The 13,430-nt window shown below is 69.8% G+C and carries 16 protein-coding genes; 15 read left to right on the top strand and 1 reads right to left on the bottom strand.

Features of this window, described 5'->3' with window-relative positions; all coding sequences use genetic code 11:
• The first annotated feature begins 32 nt into the window (after positions 1–32).
• Entirely contained in the window at positions 33–1,583 is a 1,551-nt protein-coding gene (gene ffh, locus CRP49_RS04075) for a signal recognition particle protein (protein WP_097252187.1), read from the top strand.
• A 124-nt stretch (positions 1,584–1,707) separates the two neighbouring features.
• Entirely contained in the window at positions 1,708–3,645 is a 1,938-nt protein-coding gene (ftsH, locus tag CRP49_RS04070; protein ID WP_097252186.1) for an ATP-dependent zinc metalloprotease FtsH, read from the top strand.
• Positions 3,646–3,666: 21 nt separating this feature from the next.
• Here the strand turns inward: ftsH and CRP49_RS04065 are convergent, their stop codons facing one another.
• Entirely contained in the window at positions 3,667–4,527 is an 861-nt protein-coding gene (locus CRP49_RS04065; RefSeq protein WP_097252185.1) for a cyclopropane-fatty-acyl-phospholipid synthase family protein, read from the bottom strand.
• A gap of 523 nt (positions 4,528–5,050) precedes the next feature.
• Here CRP49_RS04065 and CRP49_RS04060 point away from each other — a divergent pair.
• The 13 genes from CRP49_RS04060 to CRP49_RS04000 all read left to right on the top strand — a co-directional run bounded on the left by CRP49_RS04060 (position 5,051) and on the right by CRP49_RS04000 (position 13,430).
• Positions 5,051–5,653, top strand: a complete 603-nt coding sequence (locus tag CRP49_RS04060) for a hypothetical protein (RefSeq protein WP_094220509.1) — start codon at positions 5,051–5,053, stop codon at positions 5,651–5,653.
• A gap of 297 nt (positions 5,654–5,950) precedes the next feature.
• The gene (gene rpsP / locus CRP49_RS04055; RefSeq protein ID WP_071370664.1) at positions 5,951–6,370 is read left to right on the top strand and encodes a 30S ribosomal protein S16; all 420 of its coding nucleotides are present in this window, start codon (positions 5,951–5,953) and stop codon (positions 6,368–6,370) included.
• A 5-nt stretch (positions 6,371–6,375) separates the two neighbouring features.
• Entirely contained in the window at positions 6,376–6,615 is a 240-nt protein-coding gene (locus CRP49_RS04050; protein ID WP_005479813.1) for an RNA-binding protein, read from the top strand.
• An 82-nt stretch (positions 6,616–6,697) separates the two neighbouring features.
• Positions 6,698–7,240 (top strand): ribosome maturation factor RimM, encoded by a 543-nt coding sequence (gene rimM, locus CRP49_RS04045; RefSeq protein WP_097252184.1) that lies wholly within the window; start codon positions 6,698–6,700, stop codon positions 7,238–7,240.
• The gene (trmD, locus tag CRP49_RS04040) at positions 7,240–8,073 is read left to right on the top strand and encodes a tRNA (guanosine(37)-N1)-methyltransferase TrmD (protein ID WP_097252183.1); all 834 of its coding nucleotides are present in this window, start codon (positions 7,240–7,242) and stop codon (positions 8,071–8,073) included. Before rimM ends, trmD begins: the two co-directional genes overlap by 1 nt.
• A gap of 135 nt (positions 8,074–8,208) precedes the next feature.
• On the top strand, positions 8,209–8,559 hold the full coding sequence (gene rplS, locus CRP49_RS04035; RefSeq protein ID WP_094220506.1) for a 50S ribosomal protein L19: 351 nt from the start codon (positions 8,209–8,211) through the stop codon (positions 8,557–8,559).
• A 45-nt stretch (positions 8,560–8,604) separates the two neighbouring features.
• Positions 8,605–9,306 carry a signal peptidase I gene (gene lepB, locus CRP49_RS04030; RefSeq protein ID WP_097252182.1) on the top strand — a complete coding sequence of 234 codons (702 nt, stop codon included), beginning with the start codon at positions 8,605–8,607 and terminating at the stop codon, positions 9,304–9,306.
• Entirely contained in the window at positions 9,299–10,438 is a 1,140-nt protein-coding gene (gene lepB / locus CRP49_RS04025) for a signal peptidase I (protein ID WP_116129014.1), read from the top strand. The genes lepB (CRP49_RS04030) and lepB (CRP49_RS04025) overlap by 8 nt, the downstream gene beginning before the upstream one ends.
• A complete protein-coding gene (gene lepB / locus CRP49_RS04020; RefSeq protein ID WP_116129013.1) occupies positions 10,341–11,252 on the top strand; it encodes a signal peptidase I in 912 nt (303 codons plus the stop codon). Before lepB (CRP49_RS04025) ends, lepB (CRP49_RS04020) begins: the two co-directional genes overlap by 98 nt.
• A gap of 65 nt (positions 11,253–11,317) precedes the next feature.
• Positions 11,318–12,100: a signal peptidase I gene (gene lepB / locus CRP49_RS04015; RefSeq protein ID WP_097252180.1), complete on the top strand. Its 783-nt coding sequence runs from the start codon at positions 11,318–11,320 to the stop codon at positions 12,098–12,100.
• The gene (locus CRP49_RS04010; protein WP_097252179.1) at positions 12,090–12,614 is read left to right on the top strand and encodes an NUDIX hydrolase; all 525 of its coding nucleotides are present in this window, start codon (positions 12,090–12,092) and stop codon (positions 12,612–12,614) included. Before lepB (CRP49_RS04015) ends, CRP49_RS04010 begins: the two co-directional genes overlap by 11 nt.
• Before the next feature lie 56 nt (positions 12,615–12,670).
• On the top strand, positions 12,671–12,979 hold the full coding sequence (locus CRP49_RS04005) for a DUF2469 domain-containing protein (RefSeq protein WP_003965949.1): 309 nt from the start codon (positions 12,671–12,673) through the stop codon (positions 12,977–12,979).
• 88 nt (positions 12,980–13,067) lie between these two features.
• A complete protein-coding gene (locus CRP49_RS04000) occupies positions 13,068–13,430 on the top strand; it encodes a YraN family protein (RefSeq protein WP_179851490.1) in 363 nt (120 codons plus the stop codon).

Below are 13,430 nucleotides of genomic sequence, written 5' to 3'. Positions count from 1 at the left end.
AGCCATCACCGACCCCGAGGACCGCGAGCGCCGTGTTCGACACTCTCTCCGATCGCCTGTCAGCGACTTTCAAGAGCCTGCGCGGCAAGGGACGGCTCTCCGAGGCGGACATCGACGCCACCGCGCGCGAGATCCGTATCGCGCTCCTCGAAGCCGACGTGGCCCTGCCGGTCGTCCGGACGTTCATCAAGAACGTCAAGGAGCGCGCGCTCGGCGCCGAGGTCTCCAAGGCGCTGAACCCGGCCCAGCAGGTGCTGAAGATCGTCAACGACGAACTCGTCACCATTCTCGGTGGCGAGACCCGGCGCCTGCGCTTCGCCAAGCAGCCCCCGACCGTGATCATGCTGGCGGGTCTGCAGGGTGCCGGTAAGACCACCCTCGCGGGCAAGCTCGGCAAGTGGCTCCAGGAGCAGGGCCACTCGCCGCTGCTGGTCGCCGCCGACCTCCAGCGCCCGAACGCCGTCAACCAGCTGAGCGTCGTCGCCGAGCGCGCCGGTGTCGCCGTCTACGCCCCGGAGCCGGGCAACGGCGTCGGCGACCCGGTCAAGGTCGCCAAGGACTCCATCGAGCACGCGCGGACCAAGGTCCACGACATCGTGATCGTGGACACCGCCGGCCGCCTCGGCATCGACCAGGAGATGATGCAGCAGGCCGCGGACATCCGCGACGCCGTCTCTCCGGACGAGATCCTGTTCGTCGTCGACGCGATGATCGGTCAGGACGCCGTCAACACCGCCGAGGCCTTCCGCGACGGCGTCGGCTTCGACGGTGTGGTGCTCTCCAAGCTCGACGGTGACGCCCGTGGTGGTGCCGCCCTGTCGATCCGCCAGGTCACCGGCAAGCCGATCATGTTCGCGTCGAACGGCGAGAAGCTCGAGGACTTCGACGCGTTCCACCCGGACCGGATGGCCTCCCGCATCCTCGACCTGGGTGACCTGCTCACCCTGATCGAGCAGGCGGAGAAGACCTTCAGCCAGGAAGAGGCCGCCAAGATGGCCTCCAAGCTGGCGTCGAAGAAGGGCCAGGACTTCACCCTGGACGACTTCCTGGCCCAGATGGAGCAGGTCAGGAAGATGGGCTCCATCTCCAAGCTGCTCGGCATGCTGCCGGGCATGGGTCAGATCAAGGAGCAGATCAACAACGTCGACGAGCGGGACGTCGACCGCATGGCCGCGATCATCAAGTCGATGACCCCGGCCGAGCGCCAGGACCCGACGATCATCAACGGCTCGCGCCGCGCCCGTATCGCCAAGGGTTCCGGCGCCGAGGTCAGCGCGGTGAAGGGCTTGGTCGAGCGGTTCTTCGAGGCCCGCAAGATGATGTCCCGCATGGCCCAGGGCGGCGGCATGCCCGGCATGCCGGGGATCCCGGGCATGGGCGGCGGCCCCGGCCGGCAGAAGAAGCAGCCGAAGCAGGCCAAGGGCAAGCAGCGCTCCGGCAACCCGATGAAGCGCAAGCAGCAGGAGCTGGAGGCGGCGCAGCGCCGTGAGGCCGCCGCACAGGGCGGAGGCGCCTTCGGGCTGCCGCAGCAGGGCGCTCAGGACTTCGAGCTGCCGGACGAGTTCAAGAAGTTCATGGGCTGAGTGCCGTAGCACGGCGGTACGGCCTGTAGCACGTCAGTACGACCTTGGGGGCGCCCCTCTTCGGAGGGGCGCCCCCGTCGTATCTGCACGTGCCGGTGCCGGATCGGTGTCGTAACGTCCCGATATGACCAACCCTGCGCCGCCGCGCAAGTCGCCGGACCAGCCCTGGCGTACCGAGGGTGCTCCCGAGGAGCCGCCGAAGTCGCCGCCCGGCGGGCGCAAGCTGCGCGGCGGCTGGTGGCGGCTTGTCTTCACCGCGCTGGTCGTGTACCTGATCGCCAACCTGGTGCTGTCCTTCTTCGATCAGGCCAACGAGCCGACGATCTCGTACACCGAGTTCAGCAAGCAGGTGAACGACGGCAACGTCAGCAAGATCTACGCCAAGGGCGACGCCATCCAGGGCAAGCTCAAGACGGAGCAGAGCAACCCGAGCGGCGGGAAGTACACCGAGTTCAACACCCAGCGGCCGTCCTTCGCCGACGACCAGCTGTGGGCGAACCTCACCAAGCACAACGTCACCGTCACGGCCGAGCCCGTCGTCCAGCACCGCAGCTTTCTCGCCAACCTGCTGATCTCGCTGGCGCCCATGCTGCTGCTGATCGCGGTGTGGGTGTTCATCGCGCGGCGGATGAGCGCGGGGATGGGCGGCGCGGGCGGCATGCTCGGCCGCAAGGCACCGCCGAAGCCGGTGGAGCTGATCCCGGGGGAGAAGCGCACCACCTTCGCCGACGTGGCGGGCATCGACGAGGTCGCGGGCGAGCTGAACGACGTCGTGGACTTCCTGAAGAACCCCGACGCCTACCGTCGCATGGGCGCCAAGATGCCCCGCGGTGTGCTGCTCGCCGGCCCGCCCGGCACCGGCAAGACACTGCTCGCGCGCGCGGTCGCGGGAGAGGCGGGCGTGCCCTTCTTCTCCGCCTCCGCCTCCGAGTTCATCGAGATGATCGTCGGCGTGGGCGCCTCCCGGGTGCGGGAGCTGTTCGCGGAGGCCCGCAAGGTCGCCCCGTCCATCATCTTCATCGACGAGATCGACACCATCGGCCGGGCCCGCGCCGGCGGTTCCGGGATGGGCGGGCACGACGAGCGCGAGCAGACCCTGAACCAGATCCTCACCGAGATGGACGGCTTCTCCGGCGCCGAGGGCGTCATCGTCCTCGCCGCCACCAACCGGGCCGACATCCTCGACCCGGCGCTGACCCGCCCCGGCCGCTTCGACCGGGTGGTCCAGGTCTCGCCCCCGGACCGCGGCGGCCGCGAGGCCATCCTGGAGATCCACACCCGCGACATCCCGCTCGCCCCGGGCGTCGACCTCGCCCAGGTCGCCCGTACGACCCCGGGCATGACGGGCGCGGAACTGGCCAACCTCGCCAACGAGGCCGCCCTGCTCGCCGTGAAGCGCAAGCAGGAGCAGGTGACACAGACCGACCTCTCGGAGGCGCTGGAGAAGGTCCAGCTGGGCGCCGAACGCCCGCTGGTGATGCCCGAGGAGGAACGCCGGCGCACCGCCTACCACGAGAGCGGCCACGCCCTGCTGGGCATGCTCCAGCCCGGCGCCGACCCGGTTCGCAAGATCACCATCGTGCCGCGCGGCCGGGCGCTCGGCGTCACGCTGTCCACGCCGGAGGCGGACCGGTACGCGTACACCGAGGACTACCTGCGCGGCCGGATCATCGGCGCGCTCGGCGGCATGGCGGCCGAGCAGGTCGTCTACGGCGTGGTCACCACCGGCTCCGAGAGCGACCTGGAACAGGTCACCAACATCGCGCGCGGGATGGTCTCCCGCTGGGGCATGAGCCACCAGGTCGGCCGCCTCTCCGCCCTGCCCAACGACGCCCAGCAGGCCTACGGCCTCGCCGCCGCCCCGCAGACCCTCGACGTGATCGACAGTGAGATGCGCCGGATCGTCGACGAGTGCTACGAGGAGGCGTGCCGCAAACTCCGCGACCACCGCGGCCAGTTGGACGCCCTCGCCCAGGCCCTGCTGGAGAACGAGACCCTGGAGGAGGCGGACGCCTACCGCATCGCCGGCATCACACGCCTCACCAAGGACCTTGACACCTAGTGCCTGTCCGGCGGATCAGCCCTAGGGCACGCGGGCGATCAGATAGCGGAAGACGTTCGGCATCCACACGGTGCCGTCCGGGCGCCGGTACGGATGCAGCGCCTCCGTCAGCTCCTTGTCCACCTGCTTGCGGTCGGTCGCCGCGATCGCCGCGTCGAACAGGCCTGTGGACAGCAGACCGCGTACGGCGTTGTCGAGATCGGCGTACCCGAACGGGCAGGCCACCCGCCCCGAGCCGTCCGGCTTCAGACCGGCCCGCTGGGCGACCTCCTCCAGGTCGTCACGGCGGGCGGGGCGCCAACTGCCCGCGCTGCGCAGGGGATCGGCCAGTTTCGTCGCCACCCGCAGCACCGAGGAGGTCGCGCAGCGCTCCGGCGGCCCCCAGCCGGCCAGCACCACGGCCGCCCCGCGCGCGGCCGGCGGCAGCGCGGCCGCCAGCAGCTCGCCGAGCCCCTCGGCGTCACCCGCCAGGCAGCCGATCGGCTCGAAGACGGTCACCAGGGTGTACCCGGGCGTGTCCGCGTCGGCCGCGTCCCCGGGAGCGCCCTCGACGAGTCGCGCGCCCGTACGCGCGCGCGTGCCGCGCGGAACGTCCGGCAGCAGGCGCTCGCGTGCGAGGGCGAGCCGTTCGGGGCAGGTGTCGACACCGGTGACCGCGGCACCTCTGGAGGCCGCCATCAGCAGGGCGAGCCCGGAACCGCAGCGCAGGCCCAGCAGCCGTGTGGCAGGGCCCACTTCAAGTCGCTCGTGGACGGTCTCGTAGAGCGGCACCAGCATCCGCTCCTGGATCTCGGACCAGTCACGCGCGCGTGCGCACAGGTTCGCCCGGGGAGGTACGGAGCCCGGGTGGGACAGGTGTTCCCGCACGAGCGTAGGTGTCATAGGTAAGCGCCCCATTCCGCCGACAGTTCGCCGTGTGCCCGATTGCGTGGCCCCCGATGCCGTGCGCTCGCACTATCCACGTATGTCAGGTAACTCCCGGCTCGCGGTGCCGTCCAGGGGTCGTGGGCCCCGGCTTGGGGGTCGGTGCCGAGTGTGGCGAGATTTCACATCCACGCAATCTGGGTGACCGTACGGTGTCCACTCGCCCGGGACGGGCCGGTGGCCGGGCGCGTGCACGTACCCGGTAACGTCGCGATCGTCACGGACGCTGTATGAGGTGACGGCCTCGTGCGAGAGCGACCGAAACACTTCTTGCGCATCCGCCGGGCACCGCTGTCCTCGCCGCTACAGGGCGGGCCGTACGTCAGACTACGCACCGGCTTGGTATGAGCTGTGCGTCTTCTCCGCAGATCAGCGCACCCGCCCTCGTCAGGACGCATCAGCGGCAACTGACGGGTACGTGCAAATTATTTGGGATGGCCCGGAATAGGAACACAGCGGCACCCCCGCTCGTTGTCATTACGTGAGCACGACACAGACACCACCTGTTCTCGCCGCAGAGCTGGCGCAGGCGTGGGCCGACATTCAGCGGTACCACCCCGAGCTGCCGGACCTTGCCGCGCCAGAGTCCCTGATCGGGGAGTCGTCGTCCGCGTGCGGTCACGAACTCTCCTTCGAGCGACTGCTCCATGAAGCAGTCCACGGCATCGCCGCCGCCCGCGGCGTGCGCGACACCTCCCGGGCCGGCCGCTACCACAACCGCAGATTCCTCGCGATCGCCGAGGAGCTGGGCCTGGACCACCCCGAGGAACCGCACCCGAGCAGCGGTTTCTCCCTGGTCACGCTCAACCCCGAGGCCAAGCGCCGCTACCGCCCGACGATCGAGCGGCTCCAGCGCGCCCTGAAGGCCCACACGGTGGCCACCTCCGCAGACACCTCACGCACGTTCCGCGGCCCGGCAGCCCGGCACGGCTCCTCCGGCGGCGGCGTCCGTGTGAAGGCCGTCTGTGACTGCGGGCGCAACGTCCGGGTGGTCCCGTCGGTCCTGGCCCAGGCCCCCATCGTGTGCGGCGGCTGCGGCAAGCCGTTCCGCATCCCGGAGGTCGTGGGGGCGGCGGCGAGCTGACACCGCGGCTGCTCGTGGCAGCCGCGGTGTGCGCGGACGGCAACTTCACAGCGCCGGGCAGCGCACCCGACGTAGGTCACCTCCACGCCGGGTGCGCCCCAGGCATGCCCGGACGCGGTCCGACCCCCTCGGCCGGAAGCGACCCGCAGGGTGTGGCACAATGGCTAGCTGTACTCGACAGCCGCACAGGACCCCTCTCTCCTCCGGCTGACGCGTCCATCGGGCACTCGGGTACCGCAACCCCACGCGGCAGTCTCGCCGTGCCCAACCACGTCAAAACCAGGAGAACCCACTCCCGTGGCAGTCAAGATCAAGCTGAAGCGTCTGGGCAAGATCCGTTCGCCTCACTACCGCATCGTCGTCGCCGACTCCCGCACCCGCCGTGACGGCCGTGCGATCGAGGAGATCGGCAAGTACCACCCGACCTACAACCCGTCGGTCATCGAGGTGGACGCCGACCGCGTGGCGTACTGGCTGGGTGTCGGCGCGCAGCCGACCGAGCCCGTCCTCGCCATCCTGAAGAAGACCGGCGACTGGCAGAAGTTCAAGGGCGAGCCCGCCCCGGCGCCGCTGCTCGTGGCCGCTCCGAAGGCCGCGCGTCCGTCGTTCGAGGCTCTCGGCGGTGACGACGAGGGCAAGGGTGAGGCGATCACCCAGAAGAAGAAGGCTGAGAAGAAGGACGAGGCCGCTGCCGAGTCCGAGTCGACCGAGGCCTGAGCAGCATGCTCGAAGAGGCGCTTGAGCACCTCGTGAAGGGCATCGTCGACAACCCTGACGATGTGCAGGTCGCCTCGCGCGACCTGCGCCGCGGGCGCGTGCTGGAGGTCCGGGTCCACCCCGACGACCTCGGCAAGGTGATCGGCCGCAACGGCCGTACCGCGCGCGCTCTGCGTACCGTCGTGGGCGCCATCGGCGGCCGCGGTGTCCGCGTCGACCTCGTCGACGTGGACCACGTCCGCTGACGCTTCATCGCAACCGGCTCGGGCCGGGGAGGGCCACTGGGCCGTCCCCGGCCCGCAGTCGTATGACAGGAGATCTGTACTCGTGCAGCTGGTAGTCGCACGGATCGGCCGCGCCCATGGCATCAAGGGCGAGGTCACCGTCGAGGTACGTACCGACGAGCCGGAGCTGCGGCTCGCCCCGGGCGCCGTTCTGGCCACCGACCCGGCCTCCACCGGGCCCCTCACCATCGCCACCGGCCGCGTCCACAGCGGTCGCCTGCTCCTGCGCTTCGAGGGCGTCAGCGACCGCAACGGCGCCGAGGCCCTGCGCAACACCCTGCTGATCGCCGAGATCGACCCCGAGGAACTCCCCGAGGGCGAGGACGAGTACTACGACCACCAGCTCATCGACCTCGACGTGGTGACCGAGGACGGCACGGAGGTCGGCCGGATCGCCGAGATCTCCCACCTGCCCTCCCAGGACCTCTTCATCGTGGAGCGCCCCGACGGCAGCGAGGTCCTGATCCCCTTCGTGGAGGAGATCGTCACCGAGATCGACCTCGAGGAGCAGAAGGCGGTCATCGCGCCCCCGCCGGGCCTGATCGACGACCGCGCGGTGATCGACTCGAACCGGGATGAGTCCTGATGCGCCTCGACGTCGTCACGATCTTCCCCGAGTACCTGGAACCGCTGAACGTCTCCCTGGTCGGCAAGGCACGCGCGCGTGGACAGCTGAACGTGCACGTGCACGACCTGCGGTCCTGGACGTACGACCGGCACAACACCGTCGACGACACGCCGTACGGTGGCGGCCCCGGCATGGTCATGAAGACCGACCCCTGGGGCGACGCCCTCGACACGGTCCTCGCCGACGGCTACGAGGCCGGCGCCCAGGCCCCCGCGCTGATCGTGCCCACCCCGAGCGGCCGCCCCTTCACCCAGGAACTCGCGGTCGAACTCTCCGAGCGCCCCTGGCTGATCTTCACCCCGGCCCGCTACGAGGGCATCGACCGGCGCGTGATGGACGAGTACGCCACCCGGATGCCGGTCTACGAGGTCTCCATCGGCGACTACGTGCTCGCCGGCGGCGAGGCGGCCGTCCTGGTCGTCACGGAGGCCGTGGCCCGGCTGCTGCCCGGCGTCCTCGGCAACGCCGAGTCCCACCGGGACGACTCCTTCGCGCCCGGCGCGATGGCCAACCTCCTGGAAGGCCCCGTCTACACCAAGCCGCCCGTCTGGCGTGGCCGGGACATCCCGGACGTGCTGCTCAGCGGCCACCACGGCAAGATCGCCCGCTGGCGCCGCGACGAGGCCCTGAAGCGTACGACGGCCAACCGGCCCGACCTGATCGAGCGCTGCGACCCCAAGGCCTTCGACAAGAAGGACCGCGAGATGCTCTCCATCCTGGGCTGGGAGCCGGACCCCGAGGGCGAGCCGTACGGCCGATTTTGGCGCCGGGCCGACGGCGTGGAAGAATAGGCCGTTGCTGTGCGTCCGTCCGGCGTGCGCCCCTGCCGCAGGGGGACACGACGCCCGCCCCGACCCGCACGGCAGACCTCTTGTACACCTAGTTCCCGTTGATGACCTGTGGCATCAGCGAAGAAAGCAGACGAAATGTCTCACCTGCTCGACACCGTCGACGCCGCGTCGCTGCGCAGCGACATCCCGGCCTTCCGCCCGGGTGACACTGTCAACGTCCACGTCCGCGTCATCGAGGGCAACCGCTCCCGTGTGCAGCAGTTCAAGGGCGTTGTGATCCGCCGCCAGGGCTCCGGTGTCCGCGAGACCTTCACGGTCCGCAAGGTCTCGTTCTCCGTCGGCGTCGAGCGCACCTTCCCGGTGCACACCCCGATCGTCGAGAAGATCGAGCTGGTCACCAAGGGTGACGTGCGCCGCGCCAAGCTGTACTACCTCCGTGACCTGCGCGGCAAGGCCGCGAAGATCAAGGAGAAGCGCGAGAGCTGAGCGCTTTCCCGGAGTCACAGCGGGGCCGGATAACATCTGGCCCCGATGGACACCGAAGCACAGCCGACGGAACGCGACCGCTCCTCCCACCCCGGTACTCCGGGGACGGAGGGCCGGTCGCGTTTCGCGTTGGTGTCGCGGCTCGCCGAGTGGCTGCCGGGCGGCAGGATCACCCTCACCCTCTTCGCCTGCCTGGCGTTTTTGCTGCTCCTCAACGCTTTCGTGGTGCAACCGTTCCAGATTCCGAGCGGATCCATGGAACAGGGATTGAGGATCGGCGACCGCGTTCTCGTAAATAAGTTGGCGTACCGTTTCGGTGCCGAGCCGCGCCGCGGTGACGTGGTTGTCTTCGACGGCACCGGGTATTTCGGGGACGCCGACTACATCAAGCGCGTTGCAGGGGTGGGCGGAGACCATGTGGTCTGCTGCGACAAGGAGGGGAGGCTCCAGGTGAACGGCCGGCCGGTCGACGAGACGGCGTTCCTCTATCCCGGGGACACCCCGTCCTCCGTCCCCTTCGACGTCGTCGTGCCCGCGGGCCGCCTGTTCGTCCTCGGGGACCACCGCAGCGACTCCAGCGACTCCCGCGACCACCTCGGCTCGCCCGGCGGCGGCATGATCCCCGTCGGCGAGGTCATCGGCCGGGCCGACTGGATCGCCTGGCCGTACGACCACTGGACGCACCTGACGCGGCCGTCCGCGTACGCGCGCGTGCCCGCGGCCTCCGCGGAGGGCGCGCATGGGTAACCGCGGCAAACCGCGCGGGGTGCCCAGCACGCCCGCCGACAACCTGCTGCCCACCGGCTCGCGCCGCACCTCCACGCCCGGTGGTGGCCGCACGCGTGCGGAGCGGCGCAAGCTCCAGCGCAAGGTGAAGCGCAAGCGCAGGCGGTCGGCTGTTCGGGAGATTCCCCTTCTGGTCGGTGTCGCCGTCCTCATAGCGCTGGTCCTGAAGACCTTCCTCGTCCAGGCGTTCGTGATCCCGTCGGGCTCCATGGAGCAGACGATCCGGATCGGCGACCGCGTCCTGGTCGACAAGTTCACCCCGTGGTTCGGCTCCAAGCCGCAGCGCGGGGACGTCGTCGTCTTCCACGACCCGGGCGGCTGGCTGGCCGACGAGCAGACCGCCAAGAAGCACGACCCCGTCGTCGTCAAGCAGGTCAAGGAGGGCCTGACCTTCATCGGCCTGCTGCCCTCCGACAACGAGAAGGACCTGATCAAACGGGTCATCGGGGTCGGTGGCGACCACGTCAAGTGCTGTGACGCGCAGGGCCGGGTCACCGTCAACGGCGTGCCGCTGACCGAAGCGGACTACCTGTACCCGGGCAACAACCCCTCCTCCACTCCGTTCGACATCACCGTGCCCAAGGGGCGGCTGTGGGTCATGGGCGACCACCGCGACAACTCCGCGGACTCCCGCGCCCACCAGAACACCCCGTACGGCGGCACGGTCTCCGAGGACTCCGTGGTCGGCCGTGCCATGGTCATCGGCTGGCCCGTCGGCCACTGGACCAGCCTCGACGAACCTAAAACCTTCGCAAGCGTTGCGAACTCCGTGTCGGGGTCGTCCGCGGCCCCTCCGCTGTCGCATAGGGTTGCCTCCGACGATCCGAACGCAATGACCCAACTCCCGACCCCTGCGGAACTCCCGCTCGTTATGGGAGTGGTGGGCCTGCACCGTGCTTGGGGCAGGCGGCGGCACAGAGTAAGGAGTTGGCGTGGGGGATGTGGCGGTTGGCGCACGGTCGGGACACGACGGCGAGGAGCACCGCGGGCACCCCGTGGACGGGAACGTTCCGGCTCCGGACGCAGCCGTGACCTCGGACTTCTCGGCGGCCGACGACGGCGCTCCCGGGGAGCAGCCGCAGACGGGGAGTGAGGGCACGGACGAGGCCGCACCCTCGCCGAAGAAGCCGCGCTCCTTCTGGAAAGAGCTGCCGATCCTGGTCGTCATCGCGCTGGTCCTGGCGCTGCTGATCAAGACGTTCCTGGTGCAGGCGTTCTCGATTCCGTCCGACTCGATGCAGAACACCCTCCAGCAGGGTGACCGCGTCCTGGTGGACAAACTCACCCCGTGGTTCGGCTCCGAGCCCGAGCGCGGTGAGGTCGTCGTCTTCCACGACCCGGACAACTGGCTGGCGGGCGAGCCGGCGCCCAACCCGAACCCGGTGCAGAAGGTGCTCAGCTGGATCGGCCTGATGCCGTCCGCGGAGGAGAAGGACCTGATCAAGCGGGTGATCGGGGTCGGCGGCGACACGGTCCAGTGCAAGGGCACCGGCCCGCTGACGGTCAACGGCAAGGCGCTGAACGAGCCGTACGTCTACCCCGGCAACACGCCGTGCAGCCAGGACGACCAGGGCGGCCAGTTCAAGGTGAAGGTCCCCAAGGGCTACATCTGGGTGATGGGCGACCACCGCCAGAACTCCCGCGACTCGCGCTACAACCAGTCCGACAAGCACCACGGCATGGTCCCCGTCGACAAGGTCGTCGGCCGCGCCATCGTCAAGGCCTGGCCGATCAACCGCTGGGGCACCCTGCCCGTCCCGGACACCTTCGACCAGGGCCTGGACCAGAAGTCCTCGGCTGCGGCGTCCCTGTCGGTCGCGCCGGAGGGCGTCGCCGTGGCGGCGGTCCTGCCGGTGGCGGTGTGGCGGCGCAGGCGGGCGGACCGCCCGGAGTCCAAGAAGCGGTAAGCAGTGGCCCAGGCCGCGAAAGAGGGGCTGCCCCTGCTCGGTACCGCCGGGTAGGGTGCGGGTCCATGGGTGGCGAGAGCACGACGCGTACGGCCCCGCGCAGCGCGGGCACAGGCACGGCACAGGCCGGCGGCAGCCGGATCGGGCACCGGCTGTCCGGGGTGGCCATGGCGCTGGGCCTGGTGCTGTTCCTGGCGGGCTTCGGCTGGGCAGCGCTGGTCTACCGGCCGTACACCGTGCCCACCAGCTCGATGAGCCCGACGATCGCCATCGGCGACCGGGTGCTGGCCCAGCGCGTAGACGGCACCGACGTCCGGCGCGGTGACGTGGTCGTCTTCCGGGACAAGAGCTGGGTCACCGACGCGAACGTGGTCAAGCGGGTCGTCGCGGTCGGCGGCGACACCGTCTCCTGCTGCACGAACGGCAAGCTCACCGTCAACGGCAAGCAGATCGACGAGCCGTACCTGCCCGCGGGCAGCCTGGCCGAGAACCAGAACTTCCCGACCGTGACCGTCCCCAAGGGCCGGCTCTTCCTCCTCGGCGACGAACGCCAGGGCTCCCTGGACTCCACCGCCCACCTCACCGACGCCGCCAAGGGCACCGTGTCCCGAGACGCCGTCTCCGCCCGCGTCGACTCCGTCGTCTGGCCCATGAAGGGCATGCTCAAGCGCCCCACCGGCTTCGAGACCCTGGGTGCCCTCTCCCAGCCGGGCCCGCTCCGGATCATCGAACTCATGATCGTCGTCGGCGCCGTCCTGGTCCTCGGCGGCGGCGCCTACGGCCCGATCGCCAAGCTGCTGGGCCGCTCCCGCAGCCGTACCAGCGCGGAGCCCGCCGGTGTCCGCTGAGACCACGCGGACCGGCGAGGACACCTACGAGGGCGGTCTGCGCAAGGTCGCCCGGGTGGTCCTGCTCGACCCCCAGGACCGCATCCTGCTGCTGCACGGCCATGAGCCGGAGGACCCGGCCGACGACTGGTGGTTCACCCCCGGCGGCGGCCTGGAGGGCACCGAGACGCGCGAAGAGGCGGCGCTCAGGGAACTCGCCGAGGAGACCGGCATCACCGACGTCGAACTCGGTCCCGTGCTGTGGCGCCGGCGGTGCTCCTTCCCGTTCGCAGGCCGCCGCTGGGACCAGGACGAGTGGTACTACCTGGCCCGTACGACCCAGACGGCCACCGAAGCCGTGGGGCTCACGGAGCTGGAGCGGCGCAGCGTCGCCGGAGCGCGCTGGTGGACGTGTCAGGAACTGACCCGGGCACATGAGACGGTGTATCCGACCAGACTCGCCGAGCTGCTGCGTACGCTGCTCGACGAAGGTCCCCCGGCCAGGCCCGTGACCCTTGACACGGAAATCGTCTGAGGGCTCGTCGGACTGGCGCACAATGGTGGGATCGCACGGCTGAAGGGGAACATGCCATGAGCGCCGAGGACCTCGAGAAGTACGAGACCGAGATGGAGCTGAAGCTCTACCGGGAGTACCGAGACGTCGTCGGTCTGTTCAAATACGTGATCGAGACCGAGCGGCGCTTCTACCTCACGAACGACTACGAGATGCAGGTGCACTCGGTCCAGGGCGAGGTGTTCTTCGAGGTGTCGATGGCGGACGCCTGGGTCTGGGACATGTACCGGCCGGCCCGTTTCGTGAAGCAGGTCCGTGTCCTCACGTTCAAGGACGTGAACATCGAGGAGCTGAACAAGAGCGACCTGGAGCTTCCGGGCGGGTGACGGAGTTATCCACAACCGCTGAGTAATCCACCAAGATCCACTTCTCCGGGTGTGATGCGTGACGGTTGGCGCCGGAGGTGGTGCCGACATGAACGCACGAGGTGCACTCGGCAAGTACGGCGAGGAACTGGCCGCGCGGCGGCTGACCGAGGCCGGAATGACCGTCCTGGAGCGCAACTGGCGCTGCGGCAGGACGGGCGAGATCGACATCGTCGCGCAGGACGGCGACGTCCTGGTGGTCTGCGAGGTGAAGACCCGCAGGGGCGGGCGCTTCGAACACCCCATGGCCGCGGTGACGCCGGACAAGGCGGAGCGGCTGCGCGGCCTCGCCGAACGCTGGATCCAGACCCACGGAGGAGCCCCTCCCGGCGGCGTCCGCATCGACCTGATCGGTGTCGTCCTCCCCGACCGCGGCGCCCCCGTGGTCGAGCACGCGCGGGGGGTGGTCTGA

The organism is Streptomyces sp. Ag109_G2-15, from assembly GCF_900215565.1.
GTDB lineage: Bacteria > Actinomycetota > Actinomycetes > Streptomycetales > Streptomycetaceae > Streptomyces > Streptomyces diastatochromogenes.
This window is presented reverse-complemented; position numbering and strand designations above follow the sequence as displayed.

Coding starts and splice junctions, on each gene's coding strand:
- ftsH (WP_097252186.1), top strand. CDS start 1,708: ATGACCAACCCTGCGCCGCCGCGCAAGTCGCCGGACCAGCCCTGGCGT.
- CRP49_RS04065 (WP_097252185.1), bottom strand. CDS start 4,527: ATGACACCTACGCTCGTGCGGGAACACCTGTCCCACCCGGGCTCCGTA.
- CRP49_RS04050 (WP_005479813.1), top strand. CDS start 6,376: ATGCTCGAAGAGGCGCTTGAGCACCTCGTGAAGGGCATCGTCGACAAC.
- trmD (WP_097252183.1), top strand. CDS start 7,240: ATGCGCCTCGACGTCGTCACGATCTTCCCCGAGTACCTGGAACCGCTG.
- rplS (WP_094220506.1), top strand. CDS start 8,209: ATGTCTCACCTGCTCGACACCGTCGACGCCGCGTCGCTGCGCAGCGAC.
- lepB (WP_097252182.1), top strand. CDS start 8,605: ATGGACACCGAAGCACAGCCGACGGAACGCGACCGCTCCTCCCACCCC.
- lepB (WP_116129014.1), top strand. CDS start 9,299: ATGGGTAACCGCGGCAAACCGCGCGGGGTGCCCAGCACGCCCGCCGAC.
- lepB (WP_097252180.1), top strand. CDS start 11,318: ATGGGTGGCGAGAGCACGACGCGTACGGCCCCGCGCAGCGCGGGCACA.
- CRP49_RS04005 (WP_003965949.1), top strand. CDS start 12,671: ATGAGCGCCGAGGACCTCGAGAAGTACGAGACCGAGATGGAGCTGAAG.
- CRP49_RS04000 (WP_179851490.1), top strand. CDS start 13,068: ATGAACGCACGAGGTGCACTCGGCAAGTACGGCGAGGAACTGGCCGCG.